This window comes from Saccharopolyspora spinosa NRRL 18395 (assembly GCF_000194155.1).
In the GTDB taxonomy this organism is placed as follows: domain Bacteria; phylum Actinomycetota; class Actinomycetes; order Mycobacteriales; family Pseudonocardiaceae; genus Saccharopolyspora; species Saccharopolyspora spinosa.
Map to the genome: position 1 here is coordinate 312949 of NZ_GL877878.1, position 15462 is coordinate 328410.

Annotated in this window: 17 protein-coding genes and 1 pseudogene; 11 read left to right on the forward strand and 7 right to left on the reverse strand. The window is 70.2% G+C overall.

Annotated features, from left to right (window positions below; all coding sequences use genetic code 11):
* Nucleotides 1-495 precede the first annotated feature (495 nt).
* Nucleotides 496-963, forward strand: coding sequence for a cysteine dioxygenase (locus SSPN_RS0101590; protein WP_010305705.1), 468 nt, complete (start codon nucleotides 496-498; stop codon nucleotides 961-963).
* A gap of 51 nt (nucleotides 964-1014) precedes the next feature.
* On the opposite strand, the gene SSPN_RS53540 is transcribed toward SSPN_RS0101590, so the two are convergent.
* From SSPN_RS53540 to SSPN_RS53550, 3 genes and pseudogenes are all read right to left on the reverse strand, one after another.
* The gene (locus SSPN_RS53540; protein ID WP_010305708.1) at nucleotides 1015-1269 is read right to left on the reverse strand and encodes a hypothetical protein; all 255 of its coding nucleotides are present in this window, start codon (nucleotides 1267-1269) and stop codon (nucleotides 1015-1017) included.
* 376 nt (nucleotides 1270-1645) lie between these two features.
* A complete protein-coding gene (locus SSPN_RS53545; RefSeq protein ID WP_010305711.1) occupies nucleotides 1646-2062 on the reverse strand; it encodes a GNAT family N-acetyltransferase in 417 nt (138 codons plus the stop codon).
* Between the two features lie 7 nt (nucleotides 2063-2069).
* A pseudogene (locus SSPN_RS53550) lies at nucleotides 2070-2717 on the reverse strand (pyridoxamine 5'-phosphate oxidase family protein); the annotation flags it as partial.
* Between the two features lie 60 nt (nucleotides 2718-2777).
* Between SSPN_RS53550 and pdxR the strand changes: the two are divergent.
* Nucleotides 2778-4190: a MocR-like pyridoxine biosynthesis transcription factor PdxR gene (gene pdxR / locus SSPN_RS42000; protein WP_044573183.1), complete on the forward strand. Its 1413-nt coding sequence runs from the start codon at nucleotides 2778-2780 to the stop codon at nucleotides 4188-4190.
* A 147-nt stretch (nucleotides 4191-4337) separates the two neighbouring features.
* Entirely contained in the window at nucleotides 4338-5429 is a 1092-nt protein-coding gene (locus tag SSPN_RS0101615) for a D-alanine--D-alanine ligase family protein (protein WP_010305717.1), read from the forward strand.
* 257 nt (nucleotides 5430-5686) lie between these two features.
* Here the strand turns inward: SSPN_RS0101615 and SSPN_RS0101620 are convergent, their stop codons facing one another.
* On the reverse strand, nucleotides 5687-6304 hold the full coding sequence (locus tag SSPN_RS0101620; RefSeq protein WP_237710414.1) for a DUF3515 domain-containing protein: 618 nt from the start codon (nucleotides 6302-6304) through the stop codon (nucleotides 5687-5689).
* A gap of 47 nt (nucleotides 6305-6351) precedes the next feature.
* Nucleotides 6352-6585: an Lrp/AsnC family transcriptional regulator gene (locus SSPN_RS0101625; RefSeq protein ID WP_010305722.1), complete on the reverse strand. Its 234-nt coding sequence runs from the start codon at nucleotides 6583-6585 to the stop codon at nucleotides 6352-6354.
* Nucleotides 6586-6658: 73 nt separating this feature from the next.
* Here SSPN_RS0101625 and SSPN_RS0101630 point away from each other — a divergent pair, with 73 nt between their 5' ends.
* A complete protein-coding gene (locus tag SSPN_RS0101630; RefSeq protein ID WP_044572458.1) occupies nucleotides 6659-7648 on the forward strand; it encodes a thiamine-phosphate kinase in 990 nt (329 codons plus the stop codon).
* Between the two features lie 16 nt (nucleotides 7649-7664).
* Here the strand turns inward: SSPN_RS0101630 and SSPN_RS0101635 are convergent, their stop codons facing one another.
* Nucleotides 7665-8990, reverse strand: a complete 1326-nt coding sequence (locus SSPN_RS0101635; RefSeq protein WP_010305727.1) for an MFS transporter — start codon at nucleotides 8988-8990, stop codon at nucleotides 7665-7667.
* 370 nt (nucleotides 8991-9360) lie between these two features.
* Between SSPN_RS0101635 and SSPN_RS0101640 the strand changes: the two genes are divergently transcribed.
* Together SSPN_RS0101640 and SSPN_RS0101645 are read left to right on the forward strand one after the other, a co-directional pair.
* Nucleotides 9361-10035 carry a uracil-DNA glycosylase gene (locus tag SSPN_RS0101640; protein WP_010305732.1) on the forward strand — a complete coding sequence of 225 codons (675 nt, stop codon included), beginning with the start codon at nucleotides 9361-9363 and terminating at the stop codon, nucleotides 10033-10035.
* Between the two features lie 107 nt (nucleotides 10036-10142).
* Nucleotides 10143-10730 carry an Rv1733c family protein gene (locus SSPN_RS0101645; protein ID WP_010305735.1) on the forward strand — a complete coding sequence of 196 codons (588 nt, stop codon included), beginning with the start codon at nucleotides 10143-10145 and terminating at the stop codon, nucleotides 10728-10730.
* 172 nt (nucleotides 10731-10902) lie between these two features.
* On the opposite strand, the gene rpmB is transcribed toward SSPN_RS0101645, so the two are convergent.
* Nucleotides 10903-11094, reverse strand: a complete 192-nt coding sequence (rpmB, locus tag SSPN_RS0101650; protein WP_010305739.1) for a 50S ribosomal protein L28 — start codon at nucleotides 11092-11094, stop codon at nucleotides 10903-10905.
* 290 nt (nucleotides 11095-11384) lie between these two features.
* Here rpmB and SSPN_RS0101655 point away from each other — a divergent pair, with 290 nt between their 5' ends.
* The 5 genes from SSPN_RS0101655 (at nucleotide 11385) to SSPN_RS0101675 (ending at nucleotide 15455) form a co-directional block, all read left to right on the forward strand.
* Entirely contained in the window at nucleotides 11385-12938 is a 1554-nt protein-coding gene (locus SSPN_RS0101655) for a DAK2 domain-containing protein (RefSeq protein WP_010305744.1), read from the forward strand.
* Nucleotides 12939-13101: 163 nt separating this feature from the next.
* Nucleotides 13102-13452: a GntR family transcriptional regulator gene (locus tag SSPN_RS0101660; protein ID WP_010305748.1), complete on the forward strand. Its 351-nt coding sequence runs from the start codon at nucleotides 13102-13104 to the stop codon at nucleotides 13450-13452.
* Nucleotides 13453-13513: 61 nt separating this feature from the next.
* Nucleotides 13514-14461: a DUF1648 domain-containing protein gene (locus SSPN_RS0101665; RefSeq protein WP_010305752.1), complete on the forward strand. Its 948-nt coding sequence runs from the start codon at nucleotides 13514-13516 to the stop codon at nucleotides 14459-14461.
* Nucleotides 14462-14710: 249 nt separating this feature from the next.
* Entirely contained in the window at nucleotides 14711-14893 is a 183-nt protein-coding gene (locus SSPN_RS0101670) for a hypothetical protein (protein ID WP_010305755.1), read from the forward strand.
* A gap of 100 nt (nucleotides 14894-14993) precedes the next feature.
* Nucleotides 14994-15455, forward strand: coding sequence for a hypothetical protein (locus SSPN_RS0101675; protein ID WP_010305758.1), 462 nt, complete (start codon nucleotides 14994-14996; stop codon nucleotides 15453-15455).
* The last annotated feature ends 7 nt before the right edge of the window (nucleotides 15456-15462 follow it).

Below are 15462 nucleotides of genomic sequence, written 5' to 3' on the forward strand. Positions count from 1 at the left end.
CTGGAGGCAGCGCCGCGCCTGGACCCGCAGCTGCCCGGTGCGTGGAACTGCCTGAGGCTGTCGGCACTCCGAACCGGCCGGCACCGGGTCTCCAACTCGAGGCTCAAACGAGCCACGAAGGCCCTGAACGCCGAACGGGAGCCCAATGGCGCAACGTCGTGACGGCCCAAGCACCAGCCGCCCGACCAGCGAACGCCAGGCCGCCAGAAGCCGCCCGGACCTGAAGCCCTGCCCTTGCGCCCGGGGTCGGGTCGCACCGTGGTGTGAGATCTTGCGGTTCGAGTTGACGTGAGGTCGGCGGACTGGTTCAGTTCACGGCGTGTTGTTGCGTGCTATGACTGATCGACGGGGTCACATCGACCTGCGCCGCGTCGCCAGCGCGCTCTGTCTGTGTTCTTCGTGTTGATCGTTCTACCGTAATTCCCGGGTGTTTCCGCCGTGCCCGTGCGCGCGCTGACGGCCCGGGGCTCATCACGATCCCGAAGGACAACCGCCGTGTTCGCCGTTCCTCCGAATACCGTTGCCGCGCCTGCCGATCTCACCATCGCGCACCCGGTCCGCATCGCCCGTGAACTCGCCGCCGACCGCGGCTCGTGGACGCACCTGCTGCGCTACGACCCGGACCAGCGGTGGTCCGGGCTGATCACGCGCACCGAGAGCTACGAGGCGTGGCTGCTGAGCTGGCTGCCTGGCCAGCGCACCGATCTGCACGACCACGGCGGCGCCACCGGCGCCTTCACCGTGGTCACCGGCACCCTGACCGAGCGTGTCGTCCAACGCGGTGGCACCGAGGCGCTGCACCCGCTGGTCGCGGGCCAGTCCCGCGTCTTCGGCCCGAACTACGTGCACCAGGTGCACAACGACGGCTCGGACCCGGCGGTGAGCATCCACGTCTACCGGCCCACTCGCGCCCGGATGACGCTCTACATCAACGACCCCGTCACCGGCCTCCGCCAGGAGTGACCGGCACCGGGGATCCGCAGTCCCAATTGGAACTGCGGATCCCCGGTGCCGTCAGGATTCGGCGCGCCGCCACATGCGGCTGCGTTGTTTGGCGGCCGTGGCCCGATCTCGGGGACCGTCCCTTTCGACCAGTCGGCGGGCGGCCGGGTCCTGCAGCGACACCGATTTGTTGTCGCCGTACCTGAACTTCGCCGTCACCGACTCGATGTGCAGGACCACACCGTGGAATCCGTTGAGCATCCGGTGGAACGGGCCGTCGTGCGCGGCGATCTCGGCAGTCCTGCCCGTCGGCTGGAAGTGCTCCACCTGACGTTGCAGCAGGGGCGGCCTTGACGGCCGGGTCGTCGACCAGCTTCGCTTCGCCCGAGAGCTGCACGCTGGCGTAATGGCTCGTCGGCACGGCCCGAGCTGGTCGGGGTGTCGCCCTCGACCCGCCACGGCCGGGGACGTAGGCGTAATTGTCCACAATCGACAGCACGCAGCGCGGATCGTGCTCCAGCACGCCAGATCGGGTCGGGGCCGTACAGCAGGATTCGGTCGCAGTCGAGCACGAAGTGCGCCGGCCGCACGACCGGTCGCCGGGCCCGGGCCGCGGCACCAGCTGGCCGGAGTCGTTCCACTCGGCCTGCCGTCGCTGCCATTCCTGCTCGTCGTTGGCGGCATCCCAGGCTGGCCGATCTTTTCAGGCCTCCGGCGTGGGCTTCGCGAAGTGCAGGGACCGGATCGCGAACCCGACCCCGAGGTAGCGGCGGTGCGCATCGTGGCGCTGGGTGCCCGAATCCAGGTGGATCTGCCCGATTCCGAGCCTGTGGGCCTCCTCGTCGATCCAGGCGAGCAGCGCGCCGGCGTGCCCCTGCTTCCTCGCCGTCGGCAACGTGACGAGGTCGTCCACGTAGAGGTAGTGGCCCCACGCGAACGACTGCCCGGTGCGGAATCCGGCGACGGCGGCGGCCTCCCCGTTGGCGTCGAGCGACGCGATCAACCGGTACCCCGCAGCCTGCTGCTGCTTCGCCTGCGCGAGGAAGTCCTCCAGCGAAGTCAGATCCGGCCGCAACTCCCGGAGCACCCGGTATGCGGGCGCGGCTTCTTCCAGCTCCACGACGCTCCCGTTCGCCGACGTGCGACGGAACCTCGAATCCCGCCGGGAGGTCCGCCGACGGTTCCGGCGTGCCCCAGTGTGGTCGCAGCGGGAGCACCCCGGCCCAGGACTTGGCCTCCTCGACGTCCTCGTCGTCGTCGTTGGGCCCGCCGGTGCGGATCTTCACCGCCGCCTCGGCGAGATCGACGGCGATGACCGCCGTCGCAGCCAGCTCCCTCTTGTTCGGCTGCCGCGCGTGCTCCCACGAACCGGGCGCGAGCTGCTCGGTGATCACCCGCAGCGCCCGCAGCTTCTCGTCGGTGTCGGTGACGTCCCGGGCGCGTCCGTGGATCATCGCGGAGCGGAAGTTCACGGAGTGGTGGAACAGCGAGCGCGCGTAGACGATCCCGTCGAGGTGGGTGACGGCGACGCAGACCTCGACTCCTTCGGCGGCCTCCCGCAGACTGCGCGCACCGGTCGAACCGTGGACGTAGAGCGTGTCGCCGCTGCGGCCATAGCCGGTGGGCAGCACCCGGGGCGAACCGTCGATCAGCAGCCCGAGGTGGCAGATCAGGCCCGCGTCCAGCGTGGCGTGCAGGTCGCTTCGTTCGGTGCGGGCCCGCGCGCTGCCGCGGCGGATGGTCGTCCGGTCTGTGGTGGAGAGCTGTCGGGTCACATGAAACAGGATCTTCAAGAAAGTGGCATTATCGAAGTGCCAATCAGGGAGAATTTCGAAATGCCACATGCCGTGCCCGCGGCCAGCTCGCCGCTGCTGGAGTTGGCCATCGAGCTGCACCGTGACGACCGCCGACCGCTCGCCGTACAGCTCGCCGACGCGCTGCGGCATGCGGCGACGAAAGGTCAGCTCCGCGGCGGCGACCGCCTGCCATCCACGCGCGCGCTCGCACGTCACCTCGCGGTGAGCCGCACCGTGACAGCCGCCGCCTACGAGCAGCTGCACGCCGAGGGCTGGATCGCCGGTCGGCGCGGCTCGGGCACCTACGTCACAACCAGCCCGCCCGGCTCTCGGACCGAGGGCGCCGCAGGAGCCAAGCACGGCGAAAGCCGACCGGACGAACCGGTGATCGTGCTGACGCCCGGCGTGCCGTGGGTGGAGGGCGTCGACCGGGCGGCGTGGCGCCGGGCCTGGCGCGCGGCGGCCGACACCGGGCCCGATTCCAGGCCGCATCGTGCCGGGGCGGTCGAGTACCGCGAAGCCATCGTCGAACACCTGCTGCGGCACCGCGGTCTGGTCGTCGGCGGGCTGACGGTGGAGAACGTGCTGGCCACCGCTGGCACCACGTCGGCCGTCTTCGAACTGGCATCCGCGGTGCTGCGCCGTGGCGCGACGGTCGCCGTGGAGGAGCCCGGCTACCAGCGAGCGGTGGGCGCGCTGCGGTCGGCGGGCGTGCGGGTGGTGCCAGCGCCGGTCGACCACGCGGGAATCGTGGTCGATGCCATTCCGCGCGGCGTGCGGGCGGTCTACTGCTCGCCCGCGCACCAGTACCCGATCGGCGGTCGGCTTCCCGCGGAGCGCCGGATCGCCCTGGTGGAGCGGGCGCGTACCGAGGACTGGCTGATCATCGAGGACGACTACGACGGCGAGCTGCGCTACGACGTGGCGCCGCTGCCGGTGCTCGCGTCGATGGCCCCGGACGTCGTCGTGCACCTGGGCACGACGAGCAAGATCCTCACCCCGACACTGGGAGCGGGCTGGATGCTGGCACCAGACAAGGTCGCCGCTTCGGTGCTGAAGCACCGGGATCTCACCGGCACCAGCCCGGCCCCGGCGGGGCAGCGCGTGCTGGTGGAACTCGCGCGCCACGGCGACTTGGGGCGCCACCTGCGGCGGCTGCGGCGAGAACTCTCGCAGCGCCGGGCGCTCGTGGTGGACAAGCTCGTCGCCGAGGGCGTCGAGGTGTTCGGGGACCGGGCCGGGGCGCACGTGGTGCTGCCGCTGCCGGACGCAGAGACCGAGCAGCGGGTGGTCGCGGCGGCCGCCGAACGCGGCCTGGTGCTCGACGGGCTGCGACGCCACCACTGCGGTCCGCAGCAGTGGTTTGGGCTGGCGCTCGGCTACGCCGCGTGCTCGCGCAGCGAACTGGAACGCGCCCTGCCGATCCTGGCCCAGCTGTGCGGCGAGAGGTGACGCACTTCGCCAGGTCAGGCGCTTGTCGGGCGGAACTCGCTTGCGTCGTCGCGGGTTCCGAGTCGAAGATCACGCGCGTCCCGCCTCGAGGTCTCCAACCAAGCCTTTGTGAAACGACCTCCGGAAGCGGCAGGTATGGTCCGGCGCATGACACAGCGCAAGACCCGGGTGGCCGTTGTCTTCGGCGGACGCAGCACCGAGCACGGCATCTCCTGCGTGTCCGCCGGTAGCGTGCTCGCGCACCTGGACCAGGACCGCTTCGAGATCCTGCCGGTCGGCATCACCCGCGAGGGCGCTTGGGTGCTGGGCACCGACGACCCGAAGCAGCTGGAGATCCGGGACCGCCAGGCGCCCGAGGTCGCGGCGAACACGGCCGTCGTGCTGCCCGGCGACCCCACCCGCCGCGAGCTGGTACTGCTGGAACCGGGCCGGGGCGGCGAGGTGCTGTCGTCGGTCGACGTGGTGTTCCCGGTGCTGCACGGCGCGTTCGGCGAGGACGGCACCATCCAGGGGCTGCTGGAGATGGCCGACGTGCCCTACGTCGGGCCGGGCGTGCTCTCAAGCGCTGTGTCGATGGACAAGGAGTACACGAAGAAGCTGCTCGCGGCGGAGGGCTTGGAGGTGGGGCGCTACGAGGTGCTGCGACGCCACCAGAGCACGCTGGACGACGCGCAGCGCGAGCGGCTCGGGCTGCCGGTGTTCGTCAAGCCGGCGCGGGCCGGGTCGTCGCTGGGCATCACCAAGGTCGACGACTGGGCCGACCTGGACGCGGCGATCGCCGAGGCGCGGCGCACCGACCCGAAGGTGATCATCGAGTCGGCGGTGGTGGGCCGCGAGATCGAGTGCGGCGTGCTGGAGTTCCCGGACGGCCGGATCGAGGCCTCGCAGCCCGCCGAACTCCGGGTGACCGGCGAATCCGACTGGTACGACTACGAATCCAAATACCTCGACGACGTCACCGAGTTCGACATCCCGGCCAAGATCGGCGACGACGCGATCGAGGAGCTGCGCGATGCCGCGGTGCGCGCCTTCCGCGCCCTGGAATGCCAGGGCTTAGCGCGGGTCGACTTCTTCCTCGCCGAGGACGGCGGGCTGATCGTCAACGAGGTCAACACAATGCCGGGCTTCACGGCGATCTCGCTCTACCCGCGGATGTGGGCGCACACGGGCATCGACTACCCGACCCTGCTGACCACCCTGATCGAAACGGCGATCACCCGGGGCACCGGCCTCCGCTGACGAAAGGTCGAAGCGAACGGCCTGTTCACCGCCGTAGAAGGCGCAAACGGTCCGTTCGCTCCACAACCGAGTTGACGCGAACGGCCCGTTCGTTCCGCTAGGCGGAGTGAACGGGCCGTTCGCGTCACGGAGCTGTGGACGAGGTCTGACCGCTGCGCTGCGGTTCGCCGGGGTACTTGGAGCGAACGGACCGTTCGTTTCGTTTGGCGGCGCGAATGGTCCGTTCACTCCGCGCAGTCCCCGTTCGAGGGCGCTGGTCAAGGGAAGACCGGTCGGGTGGGGAGGGTGCTGCGGAGGATGTTGGAAAGGTCCTGGAGGGGGCCGGTTCCGGTGCCCTCCGGAGCGGTGAGCGCGACGTACACCGGGCGGTCGACCGCCAGCCACGAGGTGTCGCCACCTTGGTTGATCTCCAGCCAGCTGACGCCGGAGACGTCGACCAGCTGCGCCGTCGGCGTCAGCTCCGCAGGCGCGTCGATGCCGCAGCGCACCGTCAGCGGGTCGTGCTTCGCATCTCCCCAGGCGACGGCTCCCGCCGCCGCCGGCTCCGCCAGCGCGCGGCGCGGTACGAGCTCGCCGCCTACGGCGAGCTCGCTCGGCAGCGCTGCGAGCACCGCCGCGCACTCCTGCGACGACGCCTTCGGCGCCGGGACCGGAGCGAGCGGAAGCGGCCCGCTTCGCCGGGCCGCTTCCGCTTCCACTGCAGCTTTTTGCGCCTGGTGGTCGCCATACCAGCCGTACGCGCCGATACCGGCGACCGCTAGGGCGAGGAGTGCGCCGAGCGTGATCGCCATGATCAACACCGGCCGGGGCAATCCGGGCGCTGATTGGTGCACCACGTCGTCCACTACAGCACGGCCGTTGCCGGGTGTGGTCACCGGCCCGGCCGGCTCCTACCTGGTGCGGGCTGCCCACCCGCGGGTCGTCAGAGGTGCACGACAGGACAGGTGAGGGTCCGGGTGATGCCTTCGACGTTCTGGATCTTGGCGACGACCATCTTGCCGAGTTGGTCGACGTTCTCCGCTTCGGCGCGCACGATCACGTCGTACGGACCGGTGACGTCCTCGGCGCTGATGACGCCAGGCGAGCCGGCGATCTCGTTAGCGACCGCGGCGGCCTTGCCGACTTCGGTCTGAATGAGGATGTATGCCTGAACCACGGCGTGCCCCTTCGTCTTGCCGATGTGCTCGGGGTAGGAAACTGGCAGAAAGCTACCCCATTGGACCGAGCGGATGCTCAAGGAAGGAAGGTCCCAGTTGGGTCCTGATTCGTCGCGGGACGCACAGACCGTTTCCCAGTTGGGTGAGTTCGGTCTCATCGATCGGGTGACTGCCGGGAGACCGCAGTCACCGGGCACGTTACTCGGGCCGGGGGATGACGCGGCCGTCCTGGCCGCCCCAGACGGCCGCGTGGTGGCCACCACCGACGTGCTGGTGGAGCAGGTGCACTTCCGTTTCGACTGGTCGACACCGCACCAGGTCGGCCGCAAGGCAGTCGCGGTGAACCTGTCGGACATCGCCGCGATGGGCGCGGTGCCCACTGGTCTGCTGGTGGGCCTGGCCTGCTCACCGGACCTGCCGGTGAGCGTGGCCGACGAGCTCGTCGGGGGCATGTGGGAAGAAGCACAGCAGGTCGGCATCGGCATCATCGGCGGTGACATGGTGTCGGCGACCTCACTGACGATCTCGATCACAGCGCTGGGCGACCTGCAGGGCCGGAAGCCGGTGACGCGGTCGGGCGCACGGCCCGGCGACGTGGTCGCGGTCGCCGGGCGGCTCGGCTGGTCGGCGGCCGGTCTGGCCGTGCTGGGGCGGGGTTTCCGCTCACCGGTCGCGGTCGTCGGCGCGCACCGAGTCCCGGAGCCGCCCTACGCGGCAGGACCGCAGGCGGCCGTCGCCGGCGCGACGTCCATGATGGACACCTCAGACGGGCTGCTGGCCGATCTCGGGCACATCGCCGCGGCGTCGCAGGTGGCCATCGATATCCGCACCGAGCAGGTCGAGGTGCCGCAGCGGCTGAACGAGGTCGCCTCCGCGCTGGGCGCGGACGCCCGCCATTGGGTGCTCACCGGCGGCGAGGACCAGGCGCTGGTGGCGACGTTCCCGCCGGGACGGCCGCTGCCGGAGGGCTGGCGCGCGCTCGGGGTCGTCGCCGAGGGCTCCGGGGTCACGGTGGACGGCGGCGAGTACGAGGGCTCGGCGGGCTGGGAGCACTGGCGCTAGGACGTCAGCTCGTCGGCTATGCCGACGTGGCAGGTGCGTCCTGCATCAGCGGTTTCCTCGCCGTCTCCTTCATCAGCAGGATCGGCACCAGCGCCACCAGGGCCGCGGCCATCAGGTAGAAGGCCGGGAACAATGTGTTGCCGGTCGAGGTGACCACGGCGTCGTTGACCAGCGGTGCGGTTCCGCCGAAGACCGCCGTGGAGATGTTGTAGCCGACGCAGAAGGCCGCGTAGCGGACCTTCGTCGGGAACATCGCCGGGAGCGTCGCCGCCAGCGGTCCGATCAGCTGCACGTGCCCGATCGCGAGCAGGCCCAACCCCAGGATCGTGGTCAGCACGGTGCCCTGGGAGATCAGCAAGAATGCCGGGATCGGCAGCACGATGAAGCAGATCGCCGCGGACAGGAACAGCGGCTTGCGGCCGATCCGGTCCGACAGCGCGCCCACCGGAGTGATGACCACCAGCATGAACACGACGGTGAGCAGCAGCGGGAGCAGCACCTGGTACTCCTGGCCGGCCGGCACGTGGAGCGCGTCCCCGAGGTACGTTTCCATGTAGGTCAGGATCGTGTAGTTGGCGACGTTGATCAGCACCACGATGCCCATCAGGATCAGCAGCTGCCGCCACCATTCCTTGATCAGGTCCTTAAGCGGCGACTTGGCGACCTGGTGGGTCGCTTCCAGGGTCTTGAACGCCGGGGTGTCCTCCAGCTTGCTCCGCAGGTAGAGGCCGACGGCGCCGAGCGGGCCGGCGATCAGGAACGGAATGCGCCAACCCCAGCTTTCCATCGAGGCGCTGTCCAAATTCAAGATCAGGATCGTCGGCACCAGTGCACCGAATCCGAATCCGACGAGGGTGCCGAATTCCAGCCAGCTTCCCCAGAAGCCGCGGCGGCGGTCCGGCGCGAACTCGGCGATGTAGGTCGCGGCGCCGCCGTATTCACCGCCGGTGGAGAAGCCCTGCAACAGCCGGCACAACAGCAACAGCATCGGAGCGAAGATGCCGATGGTCCCGTAGGTGGGCAGCAGGCCGATGACGAACGTCGAGCCGGACATCAGCAGGATCGTCACCGCCAGCACCTTCTGCCTGCCGATCCGGTCGCCCAGCGGCCCGAAGAACAGGCTGCCCAGCGGCCGGAACAGGAAGGAGATGGCGAAGACGCCGAAGGCCGAGACGGTCTCTAGCGGGCCAGGGAAGAACTGGTGGCCGACGTATGCGGCCACATACGCATATACGCCGAAGTCGTACCACTCCGTGCAGTTGCCGATTGCCGCTGCGCCGACTGCGCGGCGGAGCAGGGATCGCTGCTCGGCTGATGTTTCGGCTGTTTCCTGCGAAGTCATGAGTTTTCGGCCCACCTCCGGGTCATGTCATCCGCCCCCACGGTCATTCGAACTCCGGTGAAACCTAGCCGAGCGACCTTGGGGAGGCCACCAAAAGACCGGGATTGCGTTATTCCGATGTTATTTCCTTTATGCAAAACGTCACCGATCGGACGGCTTGCGCGTTGTGTCGCGGAGTCGCTGATTTGACAGCCCAATTTGCTGGATGACGGGCGAAAAGGATGCTTTCGTGTGACAGCCGGATACGGATGTGTGCGATATCGCGCGATGCGCTACTTCGATCGAGTGTGACTTGCAACACATGAACCGATTTGCGGTCGATCTTGGGGCGGTCGCGAGGTCGATCTCCGTCGCTCGCTAAGGTGCTCGCATGACCGCACGTCCGCTGCACGAGCTCGTGGAGGCCGGGTGGGCGAAAGCCCTGGAACCGGTCGCCGATCAGATCAAGAAGATGGGCGAGTTCCTGCGCACCGAGGTCGCCGAGGGCAGGACGTACCTGCCCGCCCCGGAGAACGTGCTCCGCGCCTTCCAGCAGCCGTTCCACGACGTGCGAGTGCTGATCGTCGGCCAGGACCCGTACCCGACGCCCGGGCACCCGGTCGGCCTGAGCTTCTCCGTCGCGCCCGGCGTCGCGCCGCCACGCAGCCTGGTCAACATCTACCGCGAGTACACCGAGGACCTCGGCCACCCCGAGCCCGCCAGCGGCGACCTCACGCCGTGGACCGAGCGCGGCGTGCTGCTGCTCAACAGGTCGTTGACGGTCCGGCCCGGTAAGCCCGGCTCGCACCGCGGCAAGGGCTGGGAGGAGGTCACCGCGCAGGCGATCCGCGCGCTGGCCGCCCGGGAAGAGCCGCTGGTGGCGGTCCTGTGGGGGCGCGACGCCCGCGACCTGCGCCCGCTGATGCCCGGAGTGGAGTGCGTTGAGTCGCCGCATCCCAGCCCGATGTCGGCCGACCGCGGTTTCTTCGGCTCCCGCCCGTTCAGCCGGGTCAACGAGATCCTCACCCGCCGCGGCGCCGAGCCCGTGGACTGGAAGCTGCCCTAGCCGTCCCGCGACCCGTTCCGCCTGGTCGCGGCGTCTGGATTTCGGTTCCGCCCGGTCGTACATTGGCCCTTGCCGGGAGATTCGTTCGGGGCGGAAGAAGGCTCGTCATGGGAGCCGGCCGGAGCGAAAGCGACCTGAGGCGTCGGGTCCGCGGGATATTTCCGGGCGCGAACCCGCTGCGGCGGCGCACCGATTACTTCGAACCCGTCGCGTTGCTGGTGGTCGTGCTGATCGCGGTCGTCACGGCGGTGGCGGCCATCGTCATCGCGCAGTCCGAGCTGCGCGACCGGGTCGGCGAGGCGGATCGGGAGCAGGCCGCCAAGCACCAGGTGGTGGCGACGGTCGTCGCGGAGGTCGGTAATTCCGGCGGGAACGCGCAGCGGCCGGTAGCGGTGCGCTGGGGGCAGCCGCCGGACGAGCACTTCGCGGTCATCGAGTTGCCGGCGCGAACCCCGGCAGCCGGCACCGTCCCCGTGTGGCTGAACCAGCAGGGTCAGCTGACCGCGCCGCCGCTCACCCGTGCCGAGGCGACCCAAGCCGCCGGGCTGGCCGGGGCGGGCGTGCTGATCGGTTCGGCGATGTTTACCGGGGTGGCGCTGGCCGGGGTGAGGTTGTTCGTTACCCGCAGGCGGCTCGCCGCCTGGGCTGCGGAGTGGGAGAAGGTCGGGCCCCAGTGGCGGAACCACGCTTCGTGAGCGAGGGGCACGCGGTCGCTTTGCGCTGCGGTGCAGGTTGCGCGCGATGAAAAGGGAACGGCTCAGGCCGCTTGCCTGACGTCGAGGCGCAGTTCAGCGCGTGGGACTCGGATGGAGTGCGCACGCAGAAAACCCCGAGGCGCTCGGCCTCGGGGTTTCGCGCGAAGTCACGTCAGCCGCGGACGACCTTGCCGGCCTTCATGCACGAGGTGCACACGTTCATGCGCTTGCGCTGCGAAAGACCGATCTTGGCGTGCACGGTCTGAATGTTCGGGTTCCACCGGCGCTTGGTCTTCCGGTGGGAGTGCGAGACCGAGTTGCCGAAGCCTGGTCCCTTACCGCAGACGTCGCATACGGCAGCCACGTCAGACACCCCTTACTTTGCTTGACGGTTACAGCGATGAGAGCCACAAGCGCATCACCCTCGCCTTGAGGGCACTTGCGTGAGCGCTTGCTGTTCACCGCCGTGGCCGGCGGCCTCCCGGAGAGCCCGGTCGCCCGGGGTCATCGCCACCCTGGGACCGGATCAGTCTAGCCCACCGGCTTATGGCGCGTTCGGCGGCGGGGGGCGAGTGCCGACGCGGGCCGAACACGGCGCGGATAGCGACTACTCTCGGACAATCCGATCCTAGGTGGTTGCGTGGGAGGTCGCGGGTGTTGCGGACGCTGACTGCGGCGGCTGCCCGCCGGTGGGCGGACCTGGGGCTGGCCGCGCTGGTCGCCGAGCGCGACGCGATCGACCGGATCAACGTCTACCCGGTCGCCGACGGCGACACCGGCACCAACCTGCTGCAGACGATGCGCGCGGCGGTGGAAACGCTGGACGCGGTTGAGCCGGACACGCTCGGCGGCGTCCTCGACGCGCTGTCCAAAGGCGCGCTTGGCGGTGCGTGCGGGAACTCGGGCGTGCTGCTGTCGCAGGCCCTGCGCGGTATTGCCGAGTCGCTGCGCGACGTCGCGGAGGCGGACGGCCGAGCGCTCGGCGCAGCCCTGGTCCGCGCCGATGGGCTGGCCAGGCAGGCCGTTGCCGAACCCGTCGAGGGCACGGTGCTGTCGGTGTTGCGCGCTGCGGCGCGTGCGGCGGTCGGTTCGGACGAGCTGGAAGTGGTCGTGCACGAGGCGACCCGAGCGGCTATCGGCGCACTGGCTGCGACGCCCGCGCAGCTCGCGGTGCTCTCCGACGCCGGTGTCGTCGATGCCGGCGGCCGGGGCTTGGTGATCATGCTTGACGCACTCCACGCGGTGGTTCGCGACGGCGAGTGGCTCGCGCCGAAGGCTCCGGTCCCGGGGGATTCGGGAGTGCTGGAGCACGAGTCGCAATACGAGTACGAGATCATGTACCTGCTCGCCGACACCGATCAGGATCGGGTCTCGGCGCTGCGGGAAGCCTTGCGCGGGCTCGGTGACTGCGTGTCCGTGGTCGGTGACGGCGGGGCTTCCTGGGCCGTGCACGTGCACTGCGACGAGATCGGCGCGGCGATCGAGGCGGGCATCGATGCCGGGCGCGTGCACAAGATCAAGGTCACCAGGTTCGCCGACCAGCAGGCCGCTTTCGCGCGGGACGTCGCGGTGCTCGCCTGCGTTCCCGACCGCGCGTTAGGGGAGCTGTTCGCCGCGGAGGGCGCCGACGTGCTGGTCGTCGGCGCGGAGCTGAGCGCGGACTGGCTGCGCGAGGCCTTCGATTCGACCGGTGCCGCGCACGTGGTGGTGCTGCCCAACGACGCGGAGACGGCCGCCGTGGTGGAACGGTCCGGGGTGATCGGCGAGGGGCAGGACGTGGTCGTGGTGCCGATGGCGTCGCCGGTGCAGGGGCTGGCCGCGCTCGCGGTGCACGACCCGAGCCGCCGCCGGGCCGATGACCAGGTGGCGATGGCCGAGGCGGCGGCCGCGACCCGGCGCGGCGAGCTGCGCATCGCCGACGCCGAGGCGTTGACCTGGGTCGGCCGTTGCCTGCCCGGCGACGTGCTCGGGTTGATCGACGGCGAGGTCGTGCTCATCGGCGACGACGTGCCGGCCGCGGCCCGCGACCTCGCCACCAGGATGCTCGCCATCGGTGGCGAGCTGCTCACCGCGCTTGTTCAGGCGGATGCCCCGGAGGGGCTGCCGGATGCGCTGGCCGAGCACCTCCGGCACGCCCATCCCGAGGTGGAATTCGCCTGCTACCCGGGCGGCGATCTCGGCGCGCTGCTCCTCGTCGGCGTCGAGTAGCACCGGTTCCGATCGCCCCGATGCGGTCGTATTTTTTGCCTGGTCAGATCCCGCGAGCGTGGCTTGGTGCCATGACGACTGGAGGCGCTCGCGAGACCTGATCTGTGCAAATGGTGGATCCGCCGGTCGTTGAGAGGTGAATGATGCTATTGTTATTAGCATCATGTTGCTTTCATTGGATCTGCACGACCAGCGGCCGCTGCACGAGCAGGCCGCCGACGCAATCCGGCGCGCCATCGCCGACGGCGAGGTCGAGCCGGGAGATCGGCTGCCGCCCGCGCGGGACCTGGGCGTCGCGCTGCAGATCAACTCCAACACCGTGCTCCGCGCGCTGCGCCAACTGCGCGAAGAGGGGCTGCTGGAGTTCCGCCGCGGGCGCGGCGTCACGGTGCTGCGCCGCCCAGACACGCGGGCCGCGCTGCAGCGGCGGCTCGGCGAGCTGCTGGCCGATGCGGAGCGCCACGGCTACCGGCCGGACGACGTCATCGAATGGATCAGGCAGGGGGAGGCATGAGGGATCATCCGCGATTTCCGCGCAGCCCGACAACGGTGTCCCACCAGACCCAGGAGGCGAAATGACCTACCGCACCCGGTTCCTGGCCGCTTCGGTCCTGTGGGTGGCGGCCGTGACGGCGGTGCTCGTCGTCGGCGCGCTGGCCCTCCGGGACCGGCTGCCGGATCCGATCGCCTCGCACTGGAGCTTCTCCGGCGCGCCCAACGACTCGATGTCGCTCACCGGTTTCCTGGTTTTCCTGCTGGTCGGCTGGCTGGCGGTTGGGGTGGGCGCGCTCTGGTACGGCGCGCGCGGCTGGCGGCTGCGGCGCACCCGCGCCGCCACGGGCGCGATCCTCGCGGCTGCCGGGGTATTCGTCGTCGGCCTGAGTGCGCTGACCGCGTGGGTGAACCTGGACGCCGTCGAGTGGCGGCAGGCCGGGTCGCTGAGCTGGCAGGTGGTTCCGATGCTGGCGGCCGCCGGGATCGCCGGCCGCGTCGGCTGGTTCGCATGCAACCGGGGGCCGGGCGAGGAGCAGGACCTGGCTTCGGGTTCGGAGCTGGCGTTGAAGGCGGGCGAACGCGCGGTGTGGCTGTCGTCGGTGTCGAGCCAGGTGCTCCGCGTGGTCGGCGTCGTCGTGCTGCTGGTCGCGGCGGTGACGTTCATCTTCCAGACCTCGCAAGTCGCGCTGGCGCCGCTGCTGGCCGGTGCGGCGTGCCTCGCCATTTCTTCGGCGCGAGTGCAGGCCGACGAGCGCGGGGTGCGAGTCGCGTTCGGGCCGCAGCGCTGGCCCGCTCGGCGGATCCGGCTGGCACAGATCGAGGGCGCGCGGGTCGAGACCCGGCGGGCGCTCGAGGTCGGCGGCTGGGGCTACCGGGTTCTCCCCAGCAGCACCGCGATCATGATGCGCAGCGGCGAGTGCCTGGTCCTGCGGCTGACCTCCGGCCGCGACTTCTACATCAGCGTCGACCACGCCGAACGCGGCGCCGCGCTGATCAACGCGCTGATCACCGAAAACTCGGCGCTGTGAGGAAGGAACTCGTGGGACGTCGCGACTTATGGGTGTATCTGCTCGTCGCGCTGGGCGGCGCGTGGCTCCTGGCGCTGCCGCTGTGGCTTGCGGGCGGCTTGGGCAGCGGTTTCCTGTGGGTGGCCGGCATCATGATGTTCACGCCTACGCTCGGCGTGCTCGCGGTGCGGCCGCTGGACCACCGCGCACCGGCCCGGAACTGGGCCCGCGCGACCGGGCTGGCGTTCGGACCGCGCAAGGCGCACGTTCGTGTTGCTGCTGGTCGCCGGGCTCGGCCCGCCGATGCTGCTGGGTTCCGCGGCCGAGCCGCCGAACCTGATCGTCGCCGGGGCCACCGGCCTGCTCGGTTGGGTGCTGATGGCCGTGCTCGCGCTGTTCGTGATGCGCCAGTGGCCCGTCGCTCGCGCACCGCAACCCGTCGCGACCGCCTGACCAGCGGTCGGCTCGGTCGGCGATGCCCGGCCGGGCCGGACGGCAGCGGCGGCGTGGCGCTACTGTCAGCACTGGTCGTCGACTGACCCGGGAGCGTCCAGTGAGAGTCCGAAGCCGATATCTGTGGTTCGTCGGTGGCTGGACCGTGCTCGTCGCGCTGCTGATGATCGCGATCCCGCTGCTGCTGCGCACCTGGCTGCCCGAGCCCATCGCGGTCGAGTGGACGTCGTCGGGCGCGCCGGAGAGCTCCAGTCCGCTGCGTGACTTCCTCTTCGACAAGCTCGTCTGGTGGCTGGCGGTCGCCGCGGTGTGGAGCGTCTTCGGGGTCCGCGGGGTGCTGCAGCGACGCGGCCTGGCCTGGGCTGGGGCGGCGTTGGGCGTCTTCGGCGCGCTGATGCTGGGCAACGTCGTGCTGACCACGCTCACCAACCTGAACGCCTCAGACTTCCGGGACACCGTCGACCTCCACGCGCAGGGCTGGCTGCTGCTGGGCGGCGCGCTCGCGGGTTGGCTGGGATGGCGGTTGGGCAGCCAGAGTGCGCGGGTCGCCGCCACCGACTGATCGACTC